Source organism: Bacteroides sp. AN502(2024) (assembly GCF_041227145.1).
Taxonomy (GTDB): domain Bacteria; phylum Bacteroidota; class Bacteroidia; order Bacteroidales; family Bacteroidaceae; genus Bacteroides.
In genome coordinates this window covers 2,462,574-2,479,041 of the sequence record NZ_JBGFSP010000003.1, presented here as the reverse complement: position 1 = coordinate 2,479,041, position 16,468 = coordinate 2,462,574, and the positions used below count along the sequence as shown (strand labels likewise).

The following is a 16,468-nucleotide window of genomic DNA, read 5'->3' as shown; positions in this document are numbered from 1 at the left end:
AAACCATGATAAGAAAAAGTTTATATTCGATGCTCTTATTATCCGGCTGCGTACTATGCAGTTGCAGCGGACAACGATGGACGGAATCCGTAGCAGACGGATATCATTTGATAACCCAAAAAGACGGTGCCACATTAGGATACAGCCCAACGTCAGGAATCACCATTATCCGACAGGATGGATATGCGTTCAAAGACTTGAACCGCAACGGTAGATTGGACGTATATGAAGACTGGCGGCAACCGGTAGATGCACGTGTGGCGGACTTGACTGCCCAGCTCAGCATGGAAGACATCGCAGGGCTTATGCTCTACAGTAGCCATCAGACCATCCCCGTGAACAGAAACATATACAACGGCAAAACACATACCGAAAGCGGTGTTCCTGCCTGGGAGCTGACCGATGAACAAAAGACGTTTCTCGAGAAAGACGGAGTACGCCACGTGCTTATCACCTCTGTGGAAAGCCCGGAAACGGCTGCCCGTTGGAACAATGCGGCACAAAGTTATGTGGAAAGTCTGAGATTCGGTATTCCATGCAACAATTCTTCTGACCCCCGCCACTCATCGCGGGCGGATGCGGAATTCAACGCCGGCGGAGGTGGCAAAATCTCCATGTGGCCGGGCAGTCTAGGTATGTGCGCCACTTTCTCACCCGAAATCATGAAACGCTTTGCGGAAATAGGCTCCATAGAATACAGAGCATTAGGTTTCACCACTTCCCTCTTCCCGATGGTGGACATAGGAACCGACCCGCGGTGGATGCGCTTCTGTTATACAATGGGAGAAGGAACCAAACTTGCTACCGACATGGCACGTGCCTATTGCGACGGTTTCCAGACATCGGAAGGCGATGCGGAAATCTGTGACGGATGGGGCTGGAACAGTGTGAACACGATGGTGAAACACTGGCCGGGGACTGGAGCATGCAACGAAGGCGGGCGAGACGGTCATCAGGGATATGGAAAATACGCCGTTTTTCCCAATGGCAATTTCGAATTGCATACGCAGCCTTTCACGGAAGGCGCTTTCAAGCTGGAAGGCAAAACCAAGGTATCTGCTGCCTTGATGCCCGACTATTCCGCTTGCGTAGGTTTCGAACCGGACGGTGTAGGTAGTGGTTTCAGCCGGAAGTTTATCCAAAATATGCTGCGCGAACAACAGAACTACAACGGAGTGATTTGCTCCGACTGGGGAATCACGCATGACGAAGTGGGAGTATACGCCTGCAAAGGAAAACCGTGGGGCATGGAAACCAAAAGCGTGGCGGAACGTCATTACAAAGTTCTGATGGCAGGAGTCGACCAATTCGGCGGAAATAACGACCGGGGACCTGTGCTTGATGCTTACCGTATAGGAGTGGAAAAACAGGGTGAAGAGTGGATGCAGAAACGTATGCGGACTTCCGCCCGCCGTTTATTGACCAATATCTTCCGCACCGGTTTGTTCGAGAATCCTTATCTCGATCCGACATACACAAGCGAAGTGGTAGGCTGTCCCGAATTCATGCAGGAAGGATACGATGCCCAATTGAAAAGTGTTGTCATGTTAAAGAACCATGCAGGCGTACTGCCGTTGGAAGGAAAGAAGAAAGTGTATATCCCCGAGCGTTATGTCCCCTCCTACATTGACTTCTGGGGTGGACGTATCGAAGAACAGCACATCACCCCGCTGAGCAAGGAATTAGTGGAAAGATACTTCGAGTTGGTTTCCACTCCGCAAGAAGCTGATGCGGCTATCGTATTCATCGAGTCTCCCAACAGTGGTTACGGTTTCGACGAAGAAGCAGCACGAACAGGAAAAGATACGGGTTATCGCCCTATCAGCCTGCAATATAGCGATTATACCGCCACGTATGCCCGGGCACAGAGCCTATCCGGTGGCGACCCGTACGAGGAGTTCACCAACCGCAGCTATCGAGGCAAAAGCGTGAAGACTGTCAACAAGGGTGACATGGACCTGGTCATCCAAACAAAGAAGAGCATGGGAGAAAAGCCGGTGATTGTGGCCATCAATGTACTGAATCCTCCCGTGTTGAGCGAGATAGAGCCTTATGCCGATGCATTGTTCCTGTTGTTCGACGTACAGCGTCAGACGGTTCTCGACCTGATGTCAGGAAAAGCGGAGCCTTCCGCCTTGCTGCCCTTCCAAATGCCGGCAGACATGCGCACGGTAGAGGAACAGGCGGAAGATACTCCACATGATATGCGTTGTTATCACGATGCCGACGGTCATGTGTACGATTATACGTATGGACTAAACTGGAAGGGAGTGATAGACGATGAGCGAGTGAAAAAATACAAGTAATATCCGTTTTCAGTTCTCAATAAAAGTTCCGCACGCATACCGACTGATTCATTCGCCGGACACGTGCGGAACTTTTTTATTCTAAAGCCCGGAAGGTTTACGAAACACTTCTCCTTCTTTTGCCGGTTTGCCCAACAAAGGCAATCCTGCCTCATCCCAGCCGATAGGTTGCATCCGTAAAGAGCAATTATTCTCCACAAGTGTATTATGAGGCGAGTTGTGTACTAGATAAAGCATATACCACTCTTTATAATCCGGTGAAGGTATGAAACATATATTGACGGGGGCGTATACGTTGTTTTCTGGTGATTGTCTGAAAACCGGTTCGGACAATTTAGTCCATGAAGTAGGAGAAAGCAGGTCGCTGTCGGCACTGGCAACTAGTAATCCGATACAGTGATAAGGAGTCCAGTTGGCACTGGCGGAATAGTAAATAAGAAGTTTGTCCTTGTTGCGGGAATGAAAAAGAAAAGGCATCTCATTGACGTAGACAGGATAAGCGGTTTTATTCCCGTCGGTCCCCACCCATTGACATTCCCATTCATACTTAGGTTCGGATATCAGGACACGTTCGGATGCCAACGTCCACGGATCGGACATTTCGGCAATATACAAGCATTGCATTTCCTCAAAGATACGCTTGTTTTTCCAGCCGCTCCAAAGCAGATACAGTTTGCCTTTATGTACAAACGGATGTCCGTAAATAGCAAGATTATTGTGAGGATCGGTGGAAATCTTGCCTTTCAACACAAATTCCCCCTCCAACGGGTTGGGTGAAGCATTTTCCAGTACATACAACTGGCGGTTGTCCAAATCGCCATCGTCCATATTGAAATACACATACCACTTTCCATTGATATAATGTATTTGCGGATCCCAGATATGAGAATAAGATTGATTGTTGTTCACTGGCCATATCGTTTTGGCAGGTACATGTGATATTTCAGTAATGTCTTCCAATGCCCACAAACAGATTTTATCATCCACCCCGCAAATATAATAATACATACCGTCATGAAACAGAGCGCCAAAAGTCGAACCACTATTATACAAAAGCGGATTCGTATAATAGGAAGCGGAATCTATGGTTTCCGATGCGTGAGATGTTGCTACTTTATACTGGCAGGAAAAGTTACTGAACAAACAAGCCAATATCCCCACAATATGTATAAGACGTATCATAAAAAATGAACTTTAAGGCTAAAAACTGTTACAAAGGAAGTATAAAAAAAGCAATTATCCACATTCTGATAGAATTTTATTCTTTATAGGTAGAATTTTAGCCTTTATTCATCCAGAGATTTAACACTTTTGCAAAGTGAACAAAAAACAATGTAAGAAATACATAAAATATTGGTCCTTATGGAAATGGTAATGAAAGGGATGGCGAAGTATTCGTACATCTATGAGGTGTTAATCATGTTAGTGTGTTGCACCGATTCTTATGCCCAGTGGAAACCTGCCGGTAACAGAATTGTTACAGAATGGGCAGCACAAGTAGACGTAAATAACGTATTGCCCGAATACCCGCGTCCTTTGATGGAACGTGCGGAATGGATGAATCTGAACGGACTCTGGCAGTATGCTATCCTTCCATCGGGTAAAGCAATGCCGACAACGTATGACGGTGAGATTCTGGTACCTTTTGCCGTAGAATCCGCACTTTCCGGTGTAGGAAAAGAATTGGGAGAAAATAACGAGTTATGGTATCGGCGCACTTTCTCCGTGCCTTCCCGCTGGAAAGGACAACGGGTGTTGCTGAATTTCGGAGCAGTAGACTGGAAAACCACCGTATGGGTGAACGGCACCAAGCTCGGTGAACACTGCGGCGGATTCACTTCTTTTGCATTTGACATCACACAAGCACTGATAAAAGGTGATAATGAAATAGTGGTGCGGGTATGGGACCCGACGGACAAAGGCAAACAGGCACGCGGCAAGCAGGTAAGCAACCCTGGACATATATGGTATACACCGGTGAGCGGCATCTGGCAAACCGTATGGCTGGAACCTGTCCCCGAACGTGCCATAGAAAACATCCGGACGACTCCCGACATAGACAGTGGCAAACTGACGGTGGAAACAACAGTGAACAATCCAAAAGCCAACGACCGGATAGAAGTGAAAGTCATTGACAATAACAAAATTATCGCCTCCGGCAGTGCATTGAACCATACTTCCGTAGAAATACCGATGCCGACAGATTGCAAGCTATGGTCTCCCGACTCTCCTTCGCTCTATGACCTGGAAATCTCATTCTATGCCAACGGCAAATTGCAGGACAAAGTGAAAAGTTACACTGCCATGCGGAAGTTCTCTACACGAAGAGATAAAAAAGGCTATATGCGCCTGCAACTGAACAATAAAGACATCTTCCACTTCGGACCGCTCGACCAAGGATGGTGGCCTGACGGGCTGTATACCGCACCGACGGACGAAGCCTTGTGCTACGACATCGAGAAGACCAAAGAACTCGGATTCAACATGATACGCAAGCACCTGAAAGTGGAACCGGCACGTTGGTATGCGCATTGTGACCGTCTGGGAATGATGGTATGGCAGGATATGCCCAACGGCGACAAGAATCAAGACTGGCAATACAAGCAATTCTACTATGGTCCGGAGATGGTACGCACTCCGGAATCGGAAGCTATCTACCGGAAAGAATGGAAAGAGGTGATGGACTGTCTCTATTCTTACCCCTGCATCGGCGTATGGACACCGTTCAACGAAGCGATGGGACAATTCAAACCTGTAGAAATAGCCGAGTGGACCAAGAAATATGACCCGACACGCCCGGTGAATCCCGCCAGTGGCGGCAATTATTTCCCTTGCGGGGACATTCTCGACCTGCACAGTTATCCGGAACCTGTCATGTTCCTCTTCGATGCCGACCGTGTGAATGTAATCGGTGAGTTCGGTGGAATCGGCATGGCACTGAAAGGACATCTGTGGAACGAAGACCGTAATTGGGGATACGGTGACCTGAAAGGTAAAGAAGAGGCTACGGAACAGTATCTGAAATATGCCAACCGCCTCAAAGAACTGTCTACATTGGGACTATGCGGTGCCGTATATACCCAAACTACCGATGTGGAATCGGAAATCAACGGACTGATGACCTACGACCGCAAAGTAGTGAAAATGAATGCGGATGCATTACAGAAAGTTAACAGTGAAGTTTGCCATTGCCTGGATAATACGCTTCCTACAAAAAGTTCCCATTAGTAAACATAAAAAACATGTAATTTACTATTATGATAATTATGAACAAAAGAAATCTGTTTTTCTTCATTTCCGCCTGGCTGTTGTCTACACTTCTGCCGGCACAGAATGTCACCATATCCACTCCCCATACACAGTTGCTCCTCTCGGTACCGAACGGTGGTACACCGGAACTACTGTATTACGGTTTACGCACTTCCGATGCGGATATCCGAAGCATTTGCGAAACGACACGCGGGAGAAATGCTTATCCCGTCTACGGAATGGGGTATCCATGCGAAACGGCATTGTCCGTCCGCCATGCCGACGGTAACCTGACACTTCAAATGGCAGTCATAGGCGTAAAAGAGACACGCCTTACAGAAGAAAACGCCACTTTGACGGTAATAGAACTGAAAGATAAAGTGTATCCTTTCTTCGTCAACATCTGCTACAAAGCATGGCAGGATGCGGATGTCATCGAGACATGGACTGAAATCCGTCACGAAGAGAAGAAGCCTGTCCAACTTCAGCAGTTCGCTTCCGCCTACCTGCCTGTCCGCCGTGGCAATGTCTGGCTGGCACATCTTTCCGGTGCCTGGGCAAACGAAGGACAACTCTGTCAGGAAGCGTTGCAACAGGGCATGAAAGTCATCAAAAACACGGACGGGGTACGCAACTCCCAATCGGCACACGCAGAAGTGATGTTCTCACTCGACGGCAAACCGCAGGAGAACACGGGACGTGTCATCGGTGCAGCACTTTGCTACAGCGGTAACTACAAACTGCGTATTGACACGCAAGAAGACGACTGGCACCATTTCCTCGCCGGCATCAACGAAGAAAACTCCTGGTACAACCTGAAAAAAGAAGAAGTGTTCCGCACCCCCGCATTGGCACTGACCTACAGCGATGAAGGGATGAGCGGATGCAGCCGGAAATTCTATCAATGGGCACGCCTGCATAAACTCGCCAACGGGAACACTTACCGCAAAATTCTGCTGAACAGTTGGGAAGGCGTCTATTTCGACATCAACGAACAGGGGATGGACCAGATGATGGGTGACATCGCTGCCATGGGAGGCGAATTGTTCGTAATGGACGACGGTTGGTTCGGCGACAAATATCCGCGCAAGAACGACTCTTATGCCTTGGGTGACTGGACCGTAGACAAGACCAAACTCCCCGGTGGACTGCAGTCATTACTTGACAACGCCCGGAAACACGGCATACGGTTCGGCATCTGGCTGGAACCGGAAATGGCTAATACCCAAAGCGAACTGTACGAAAAGCACCCCGAATGGATTATCAAGGCACCCGAGCGGGAAGTGGTATGCGCCCGCGGCGGCACACAAGTCGTGCTCGACCTTTCCAACCCGCAAGTGCAGGATTTTATCGTACAGACAGTGGACGGACTGATGAACTCCTATCCCGACATTGACTATATCAAGTGGGACGCCAACATGTCCATCATCACCCAAGGTTCGCAATACCTGACCAAAGACAACCAAAGCCACCTGAACATCGAATACCACCGGGGCTTTGAGAATGTGTGCCGACGCATCCGCACCAACCATCCGCAACTGACGATACAAGCTTGCGCCAGCGGCGGCGGACGTGTCAACTACGGCGTACTGCCCTACTTCGACGAATTCTGGACAAGCGACAATACGGATGCACTGCAGCGTATCTACATCCAGTGGGGCACTTCCTATTTCTTCCCCGCCATCGGCATGGGGGCGCATATCAGTGCAAGCCCCAACCATCAGACATCGCGTTCCGTCCCGCTGAAGTTCCGTATTGATGTAGCCATGAGCGGACGCTTAGGTATGGAAATACAGCCCAAGAATATGACGGAAGAGGAAAAGGCATTGTGCAGAAACGCCATTGCCGAATACAAGACGATACGTCCCGTCGTACAGTTCGGAGATATTTACCGTTTACTTTCTCCGTATGACAAACAGGGCGCAGCTTCGCTGATGTATGTATCGCCGGAAAAAGACAAAGCCGTATTCTACTGGTGGAAAACAGAACATTTCTGCAACCAGCACTTGCCACGGGTGAAGATGGCAGGACTTGCTCCGGACAAATATTATAAGGTGCATGAGCTGAACCGCATTGACACCGAACCTTTAAAATTTGAAGGTAAAAGTTTCAGCGGTGCATATCTGAATGACAACGGACTGGAAATTCCCGCTACCCACAGAGTGGAACCTTCGAAACAAAACGAATATGCCAGCCGCGTGCTTTATCTGGAAGAAGATAGCAGAAGCAATATATAGGGTTCTCTAATGCTCCCCGGTTCTTCGCCATTCCATTATTTATACCTGTAGTTTCCACATGATGAGAAACTACAGGTGTATGAATAAAAATCCCAGTTTGAACCCACCAAACACAATTGAATTAGCAATCAATGTTTATCGTATAAATATTCTTTCATGTCATTATTTTACGGATAATATCTTTGGAAATTATTCCATTAATCCTTTATTTTGTACAGAGAAACATAAAATTGTAACATGAGCGAAGAACAAATATTTAACGAAGCATATAAGCTATATTACCGAAAGTGTTTAGTGTTCGCCCGGTCATATACTCATGACATGGTACAAGCCGAAGACGCCGTTGCCGAAGCTATGATTGTGTTATGGGAAAAACTCTGCAATGCGGAAGAAATAGGTGCGACATTACCCTTTCTGATAGGCACTATCCGCAATAAAATACTACAATATTTCCGCAGGGAAGCCCTCAAACTCAAAATCCGCTCCACCCTCGAAGAAGACAGCATGCGCGAATTGCAAATGCGCATATCTACTTTGGAAGAATGTAATCCCCAAAAACTATACAGCATGGACGTGCAGAGTATCTTAAAAGAATCACTGAAAACAATGCACAGCCAAACCCAAACTATCTTCATACTCAGCCGTTTCGAACATAAAACCAATGAAGAGATTGCCCGGGAACTGGGCATTGGGGTAAAAGGAGTGGAATACCATATTACGAAAGCCTTGAAAAAACTACGGACAGACCTCAAAGATTTCTATCCTTTCTTGGACATACTGCTTTAGCCCCTGCTCATACCTCCCCACTCTCCCCTGCAGAAGTATGTATATTCATTACTTTTTCTTCTTAATCTTTTTTGAAAAAAAATCATTATTCCACTAGGGTTATTGTTTTTTCAAGCAACTATTATATAAAACAGCAAAAAATAATGCAATGAAACGAAGTGCAATTCTTAAATACTTGCGGGGAGAAACCTCTGCAGAAGAACGTATCGAGATGCTTCAATGGCTGGAAGAAGATCCGGTGCATTTGGAAGAATACAAATATCTGCGCCGAATTTTTGATGCAACCTTATGCAACGAAGAGAATATACCTCTATCTATACATTCGTCACAGTCCGCCAACCGGAGAAGATGGATGCAAATAGCAGCAACTGTAGCGTTTATCTGCCTTTTTGCAGGCGGAACATGGCTGTACACACAGCATTTCTCCGAAGAGCATGCAACATTATTAGCGACACGAGACATCCACGTCCCTGTAGGACAACGTACGGAAATCACCTTGAACGATGGGACGAGAATATGGCTCAACTCCAATACGACCTTGCACATAGAAAGCCAAAAAGGGGAAAAATTACGCCGCGTCTGCCTGAATGGTGAGGCTTATTTTGAAGTGGCACCGGACAAGCACCTTCCGTTTGTGGTGCAGACAGGCTCTCATGAAGTGCAGGTGTTAGGAACAAAGTTCAGCATATTTGCCTACAAAGACCGGAAAGATTTTTCCGTCAAACTGTATGAAGGAGCGGTCAACGTGAGTGACAGGCAAAACGACACCTCTCTCTGTCTCTCCCCCGATGAAGAAGCGAAGATATCCGACGACGGACGATTGATAAAAGCCCCCTTCGACAAAGCAGAATCGTTGTTATGGATTGAAGGTATTTATTATTTCGAAGACACGGACTATGGCTCCATTTTCCGGCAAATGAAAGAATATTATAAGGTGGACTTTGACGTCCGCAACCCCCAAATACTACACTATAAATGTACCTGCAAATTCCGGCAGGAGGACGGTTTAAAACATATTCTGGAAATCCTACAACAAATCCACCGGTTTGAATACGAATGGAGCAATGACGAACAGACAGTCATCATCCGATAATTCATTAATTCTTATGTTAACCCTATCCATTATGAAAAACAAAGATCCCGTTTATTTAACTCAAAACGGCCGGAAGCGCTCCAACACCATCCGACCGTAGAAGTCGTGCATACTTTCCTCGTTACCCAACGGAGAATGAACTCATTATATTACACAACTTATTTAAACATACAAAGTTATGAATAAAAAAATAACTCTCTTGTGTGGAATAATGTTTTTTATATTAAATATGACTGTTTTTGCACAAAATAAGACAGTTACGCTTCATGAAGAACAAAGTTCCATTCAAACAATCCTTTCCAAGATTGAGAAACAGACGAAATATCTGTTCGTCTATGACAAAGCGCAAATCGACGTAAAGCGCAAAGTTACGTTAAAAGTAAACAACAAGCCGGTTTCACAAGTACTGAATACCTTATTTGCAGGTACACAGGTTTCTTATAGCCTAAACGGAAACAATATCGTGCTGACCGTAAAAAAGGGAAACACTCCGCAAAAATCATCTATAAAAACCGTAGAAGGGGCAATCACCGACCTAAACGGTGAGCCTATCATCGGAGCCACCGTCAAAGAAGAAGGCACCAACAACGGAGTGATTTCCGACATTGACGGGAAATTCTCCATCAAAGTGCACCCTGGTGCTCATCTGAACGTTTCATACGTCGGAATGATCACCAAGACGATTTCTGTAACAGGAAAATCGTTCTTGAATATCACCCTGACAGAAGACAGCAAAACGCTCGAAGAGGTTGTTGTTGTTGGATATGGCACACAGAAGCGTGTCAATCTGACCGGTGCCATATCTACCGTTTCCAGCAAAGATCTGATTGACCGTCCGGCATCCACCGCCACACACATGTTGCAAGGCAAAGTGCCGGGGCTAAATATCACAACCTCTTCCGGTAATCCGGGCAATGGTGCCAGCATCAACATTCGTGGTACCAACTCCATCAATGGCGGTAGTCCATTAGTGCTGATTGACGGAGTGGAAGGAGACTTGTATCGTGTGAACCCAGCCGACATCGAATCCATCTCTATCATCAAAGATGCTTCTTCGGCTGCCATCTACGGCGCACGTGCTTCGTTCGGTGTCGTTTTAGTTACTACCAAAGATGGAGATGAAGGCAAGGTCAGAGTATCCTATAACGGACGTTTCGGATGGACAAAGCCCACAGTATCGGTTGATTATGAAACACGGGGTTACTACTCAGTATTGACAGCCAATGTATTTTGGAATGCTTACACAGGGGTAAACTATATGAACTACACAGAAGATGACATGCTGGAACTGTGGTTGAGAAGAAACGACAAGACCGAAGATCCATCCCGCCCATGGACAGTAGTGAAAAACCGTAACGGACGCCCCACTTATCATTATTATGCCAACACGGATTTTTGGCATCATCTCTTCCAAGAGAACAAACCGTTAATGAACCACGATATTTCTATCTCCGGTGGCACTAAAAAAATGAAATACTTCTTGTCCGGCGGCTATAATCAGGAAGAAGGTATGATTAAAAAGAATACGGACAAATTCAATAAGACGAATTTTCGTTCCAAAATATCATTTGATGTAAATGATTATGTAAATATCAGCAACAATACAGCTTTCTTTCATTCCAAATATACCTTCCCGAACGGTGGAGGAAGCAACTGGTATTTCGATACCAGCCAAACACATGGCCTTGCCTGCTTCCCGACACAGAATCCGGATGGGACCAGCATCGTATCCCATGCATTCAACGGTTATCGGGTCATGAACGGTCTGCTTGCTCTACGCGACAAAGGCAAGCATACAAGCGGCGACCGCACGGACGACTTCAGCACCACCACCGAATTGACTATTACCCCCATCAAAGGACTGGAACTGAAAGGGAACTTCACTTACAACGTTAATAATAGACGTATCATGAACCGCTATGTCCCTACCGAATATTCACAATATCCCGGTGAGGTGGAAATTCTTGATGAACCTTCGTTGTATATGGAAAACCGCTTGAAAGAAGAAACGGACTATGAACATTATCTGGCTACCAACTTGTATGCTACTTACAGTGGCAGCTTCCTGCAAAAGCATAATTACAAAGTGACAGCCGGATTCAACTACGAAACTAAATATATGAAATACACCAGCTCTTACGGCTACAACCTGATGTCAGAAACACTGAATGACTTCAACCTCATAGGAGAAGACAGCGAAGGAGAACGCCGCATGGAAGTAAAAGGCGGACAAAACGAATATGCCTTGGCAGGTTATTTCGGACGTATCAACTACGACTATGCCGGAAAATACCTGCTGGAACTTAGCGGACGCTACGATGGAAGTTCACGTTTCAGTTCAAAAGACCGTTGGGGATTCTTTCCATCGGCTTCAGTGGGATGGAGACTCTCGGAAGAATCATTTATGGCTCCCACCAAATCATGGCTGAGCAATCTGAAATTCAGATACTCTTATGGTAACCTCGGCAATCAACAAGTGGGATATTACGACTACATCCGCACCGTCAACATCAATACGCAGTCTTATCTGTTCGGTGGGAAATTACCATCATCCGCCTCTATCTCGGCACCGGTATCAGGCAATTTGACTTGGGAAGTGGTAGAACATCACAATCTCGGTCTGGATGCCAGCTTCCTCAACAACCGACTCAACTTTACAGGCGAATACTATATCCGTAACACCAAAGATATGTTGACAGCAGGCATCTCCCTACCTGCCGTATACGGCACCAGCTCCCCCAAAATGAACAGTGCCGACATGCAGACCAAAGGATACGAATTGTCATTGGGCTGGCAAGACATGTTCAAGCTGGCAGGAAAGCCCTTCGCTTATCAGATCAACCTAACTTTCAACGACTACATCAGCAAAATCACCAAGTTCAACAATCCAGAAAAAGCTTTTGCCAAAAAGTATTACGAAGGAATGCGTATCGGTGAAATCTGGGGATACCACATCGACGGAATGTTTGCCACAGACGAGGAAGCAGCCAACTATAAAGTAGACCAACGCAGAGTCAACGACATCATCAATAGTTCATCCGGCTCACTGAAAGGACTTCATGCAGGTGACTTGCGTTTTGCCGACCTCGATGGCGACGACATTATTTCTACCGGAGAAGACACCGTGGACGATCCCGGCGACCGCCGCATCATCGGCAACTCCGAGCCTCGTTATCAATATGGAGCCAACATGGCATTCCAATGGTGTGGCTTCGACTTTAGCATCTTCTTCCAAGGCATCGGGCGTATGGATTGGTATCCTGCCAGCGAAGCCGAACTCTTTTGGGGCCCTTTCAACCGCCCGTATGCAACGTTCTTGCCAAAAAATTTTCTGGAACAATGTTGGTCAGAAGACAATCCGGATGCATATTTCCCTCGTCCCCGTGCATACGTGGCTTTCGATAATCTGAGCAACCAAAACCGTGAGTTAACAGCAGCTAATGACCGTTACCTGCAAAACATCGGTTACTGTCGTCTGAAAAACCTGACCATCGGTTACTCTCTGCCCAAACAATGGACACAAAAAATAGGTATCGACTTGCTAAGAGTCTACTTCTCAGGAGAGAATCTTGCTTACTGGTCGGGGATCAAGACAGACTACATCGACCCGGAACAAGCCCGTCGAGGAGGTGATTTAAAAGTATACCCATGGCAGAAAACATTCACATTTGGTATAAATGTTAACTTTTAAAATGAACAATCATGAATAAGAAATTATTAGTAACGATATTTAGTTGTTCTCTGACACTGATGTCATGTGGCGACTGGTTGGACAAACTGCCACAGGACAAAATGTCTCCAGAAACATTTTTCTCCAACGAGAAAGAGTTACAGGCCTATTCCAATGCCTTCTATAACTCATTTCCATCCAGCTCACTCTACAGGGACGACCTTGATAATATCACGCATGGTTCGGCTGCCTCCATTATGAGAGACGGACGGGTGGTTCCAAGTTCCGGCGGTGGATGGGACTGGGGGAACTTACGTAACTTCAACACCTTACTCGAGTATTCGGTCAATTGCGATGATGCCAACGTGAGAACGCGATACGATGCATTGGCACGTTTTTTCCGCGCCTATTTCTATTTTGAAAAAGTAAAGAACTTCGGTGATGTTCCCTGGTATGACCGTCAAATCAACTCTGACGACGAAGCGATGCTCAAGAAACCGAGAGACTCGCGCGAATATGTCATGCAACGCATGATAGAAGACATCGATTATGCCATCGCCAATCTATCGAAAGAACGTTCGCTCTACCGAGTCACCAGATGGACGGCATTAGCCCTCAAGGCACGCTTCTGCCTCTTCGAAGGTACGTTCCGCAAGTATCACAACATCTCTTATCCCGAGCACTCGTGGGAATATTACCTGGAACAATCTGCTGCCGCTGCTTCCGAGCTGATAGAACACAGCGGATACTCCCTTTACACAGAAGGCGGGAAAGACGTATGTTACCGTAATCTGTTCTCTTCGCACAGGGCACAAGAATGTGAGGTGATTCTGGCACGCAATCTCAATGCCGAATATAAAGTGTATTGCGATGTCGGACAGTATCTGACCAACAAAACTTATGGTCGTCCGGGAGTAACCAAGAAAATCATCAATAGCTATTTAATGAAAGACGGTACCCGCTTTACAGACAAACCGGGCTACGACAAAATGAGCTTTATGGAAGAATGCAAAAACCGCGACCCGCGCTTGGCACAATCTATCCGTACACCGGGGTACAAACGTATCGGCTCAACCAAACAGGTAGCTCCCGATCTCGCCACCAGCATTACCGGATATCAACCGACCAAATTCCTCGGTACGGAAGCACAAGATGCCGGTGGAACAAGTGACAATGATTTAATTATTTTCCGATTGGGCGAAGTCTATCTGAACTATGCGGAAGCACGTGCCGAACTGGGTAAACTGACGCAGGCCGATTTGGACAAGACCGTCAACAAGCTGCGCGACCGCGTGGAGATGAAGCATCTCTCCATGAATGTGGCCAATGCCAACATCGACCCTTATTTGGACAATAAAGCTACCGGATATATAGGGGTAACAGGCCCTAATAAAGGAGTGATTCTGGAAATCCGTCGCGAAAGGAGCATCGAATTATTACAAGAAAACTTCCGGACCAGTGACATCCTGCGTTGGAAAGAAGGACAAATACTGACACAACGTTTGTTAGGCATCTACTTTGACAGCATTAACAAAGAAGTAGACTTAGATGGTGACGGAGTGCCTGATGTCTGCTTATACGAAGGTGCAAAGCCAAGCGATAAGGATGGGGTCACTTACTTGGAAGTGGAGAAGGATATTATCCTCAGCGACCGTAACCATGGCTATATCGAACCCCATAGGGACACCAAGTTCTCGTTCAACGAAGAGAGAGATTATCTATCACCTATCCCCTCTAATGAACGTACTTTAACGGGTGGTGCCTTGACACAAAACCCGGGCTGGGAAGACGGACTTCACTTCTAACGAATCGAAAACGATTCATAAAAAAAAGATTAAGACAACAATTATGAAAAAGAATATATTTTATAGATGTATCCTTGGCTGCCTGCTGATATTATGTGCTATCAGTTGTACAGACGACAAGGAGCAAAAACGGACCACATTAGTAGCCATCCGTCCTACATTAGGAACAGCAGGTACGGAAATCACGCTGTATGGCGAAGGATTCCATTCCGTAGCAGCAGAAAACATAATAACATTGTATGGTGAAACGGCAGCAGTGACTGAAGTGAACCCCAACGAATACATCAAATTCATCGCTCCGGAAAATCCATTAGGTTCCTTTCCCGTGATGCTTACCATCAACGGAAAAACCTATACCGGATCTAAATTCACTTATCGTGACTTAAACAACAAAATCAAAGTCTCCACTCTCTGTGGAGGAACACAGGGTACGGCAGTGGGTGACAAGTTTGGTACGAAATTCATAAATGTACACGGATTGGCATGGATCGAGAAAGGCAAGACTATGGCAGTGACAGACCGGGGAAATTCGTCCATTTACAGTGTCGATGTGAAAGGAAACAGTAGTTTTTTGATTACGGGTAAAACGTTGGAAGGCAAGCATCCTTGGAGAATGACTGCCCATGACGGTATGTTATATATCGCCTGCAAAGCCTCCGGTTCGCTATTCAGATATAATCTGAGCACGAAAGAAACGACTGAATTCTGGAAAGGACCCGGCAACGTACAAGACGTGAAGTTTGACAAAACCGGCAATCTGTATATCCTTTGCCGCGAAGCCGGCATTTTCCGTGCGGAAGCCGGAAACCTCAACACTCCGAAATCTTGGGTGAACTTCCAAGAGGAAGAAGGATGCAACCAAATACACGCTATGGAGTTTGATCCCGAAGGCAACCTGATTGTCAGCAGCAATGACCGTGGACAATTCTTCATGGTGACTCCCAATAAAGAGATTACTTGTATCGCAGGTTCCGAGAAAGGAGATTCGGACGGTACACCGGGTAATCCGAGAAGTGCCAAATTCAACCAAGTATATGGCTTTGTCATCGACTCGGAAGGTACCATCTATACGGTAGACGGAAATGATGGCAATACAGGCAGTGCACAAAAAATAAAACGCATTACACGCGGCAAGAATGGTTATGCGGATGGCACAGTAATCACATTAGTAGGTACTTCAGGTGGAGCAATCGCTGACGGCAGTGTCGATAAAGCAGTATTCGGCAATCCGTACGATATTCTGCTAGACGAAGCGAACCGTACCTTGTACGTATCCGACCGTACCAATTATGCCATTCGGAAAATCGAGTATTAAACGTAAA

General features: G+C 46.4%; 9 protein-coding genes. 8 read left to right on the top strand and 1 reads right to left on the bottom strand.

Annotation, left to right across the window (positions count from 1 at the left end):
- Window positions 1–29 precede the first annotated feature (29 nt).
- Window positions 30–2,306 carry a glycoside hydrolase family 3 protein gene (locus AB9N12_RS09510; protein WP_369891653.1) on the top strand — a complete coding sequence of 759 codons (2,277 nt, stop codon included), beginning with the start codon at window positions 30–32 and terminating at the stop codon, window positions 2,304–2,306.
- A gap of 81 nt (window positions 2,307–2,387) precedes the next feature.
- On the opposite strand, the gene AB9N12_RS09505 is transcribed toward AB9N12_RS09510, so the two are convergent.
- Window positions 2,388–3,488, bottom strand: coding sequence for a family 43 glycosylhydrolase (locus tag AB9N12_RS09505; protein WP_369891651.1), 1,101 nt, complete (start codon window positions 3,486–3,488; stop codon window positions 2,388–2,390).
- A 237-nt stretch (window positions 3,489–3,725) separates the two neighbouring features.
- Here AB9N12_RS09505 and AB9N12_RS09500 point away from each other — a divergent pair, with 237 nt between their 5' ends.
- From AB9N12_RS09500 to AB9N12_RS09470, 7 genes are all read left to right on the top strand, one after another.
- On the top strand, window positions 3,726–5,534 hold the full coding sequence (locus AB9N12_RS09500) for a glycoside hydrolase family 2 protein (protein WP_369892851.1): 1,809 nt from the start codon (window positions 3,726–3,728) through the stop codon (window positions 5,532–5,534).
- 29 nt (window positions 5,535–5,563) lie between these two features.
- Window positions 5,564–7,792, top strand: a complete 2,229-nt coding sequence (locus AB9N12_RS09495) for an alpha-galactosidase (protein WP_369891649.1) — start codon at window positions 5,564–5,566, stop codon at window positions 7,790–7,792.
- Window positions 7,793–8,029: 237 nt separating this feature from the next.
- Window positions 8,030–8,578 carry an RNA polymerase sigma-70 factor gene (locus AB9N12_RS09490; RefSeq protein ID WP_369891647.1) on the top strand — a complete coding sequence of 183 codons (549 nt, stop codon included), beginning with the start codon at window positions 8,030–8,032 and terminating at the stop codon, window positions 8,576–8,578.
- A 148-nt stretch (window positions 8,579–8,726) separates the two neighbouring features.
- Entirely contained in the window at window positions 8,727–9,671 is a 945-nt protein-coding gene (locus tag AB9N12_RS09485; protein ID WP_369891645.1) for a FecR domain-containing protein, read from the top strand.
- A 178-nt stretch (window positions 9,672–9,849) separates the two neighbouring features.
- The gene (locus AB9N12_RS09480; protein ID WP_369891643.1) at window positions 9,850–13,362 is read left to right on the top strand and encodes a TonB-dependent receptor; all 3,513 of its coding nucleotides are present in this window, start codon (window positions 9,850–9,852) and stop codon (window positions 13,360–13,362) included.
- A gap of 11 nt (window positions 13,363–13,373) precedes the next feature.
- The gene (locus AB9N12_RS09475; RefSeq protein WP_369891641.1) at window positions 13,374–15,146 is read left to right on the top strand and encodes a RagB/SusD family nutrient uptake outer membrane protein; all 1,773 of its coding nucleotides are present in this window, start codon (window positions 13,374–13,376) and stop codon (window positions 15,144–15,146) included.
- Window positions 15,147–15,189: 43 nt separating this feature from the next.
- Window positions 15,190–16,461 carry an IPT/TIG domain-containing protein gene (locus tag AB9N12_RS09470; protein WP_369891639.1) on the top strand — a complete coding sequence of 424 codons (1,272 nt, stop codon included), beginning with the start codon at window positions 15,190–15,192 and terminating at the stop codon, window positions 16,459–16,461.
- Window positions 16,462–16,468 lie beyond the last annotated feature (7 nt).

Coding starts and splice junctions, on each gene's coding strand:
- AB9N12_RS09470 (WP_369891639.1), top strand. CDS start 15,190: ATGAAAAAGAATATATTTTATAGATGTATCCTTGGCTGCCTGCTGATA.
- AB9N12_RS09510 (WP_369891653.1), top strand. CDS start 30: ATGCTCTTATTATCCGGCTGCGTACTATGCAGTTGCAGCGGACAACGA.
- AB9N12_RS09490 (WP_369891647.1), top strand. CDS start 8,030: ATGAGCGAAGAACAAATATTTAACGAAGCATATAAGCTATATTACCGA.
- AB9N12_RS09500 (WP_369892851.1), top strand. CDS start 3,726: ATGTTAGTGTGTTGCACCGATTCTTATGCCCAGTGGAAACCTGCCGGT.
- AB9N12_RS09480 (WP_369891643.1), top strand. CDS start 9,850: ATGAATAAAAAAATAACTCTCTTGTGTGGAATAATGTTTTTTATATTA.
- AB9N12_RS09505 (WP_369891651.1), bottom strand. CDS start 3,488: ATGATACGTCTTATACATATTGTGGGGATATTGGCTTGTTTGTTCAGT.
- AB9N12_RS09495 (WP_369891649.1), top strand. CDS start 5,564: ATGATAATTATGAACAAAAGAAATCTGTTTTTCTTCATTTCCGCCTGG.
- AB9N12_RS09475 (WP_369891641.1), top strand. CDS start 13,374: ATGAATAAGAAATTATTAGTAACGATATTTAGTTGTTCTCTGACACTG.
- AB9N12_RS09485 (WP_369891645.1), top strand. CDS start 8,727: ATGAAACGAAGTGCAATTCTTAAATACTTGCGGGGAGAAACCTCTGCA.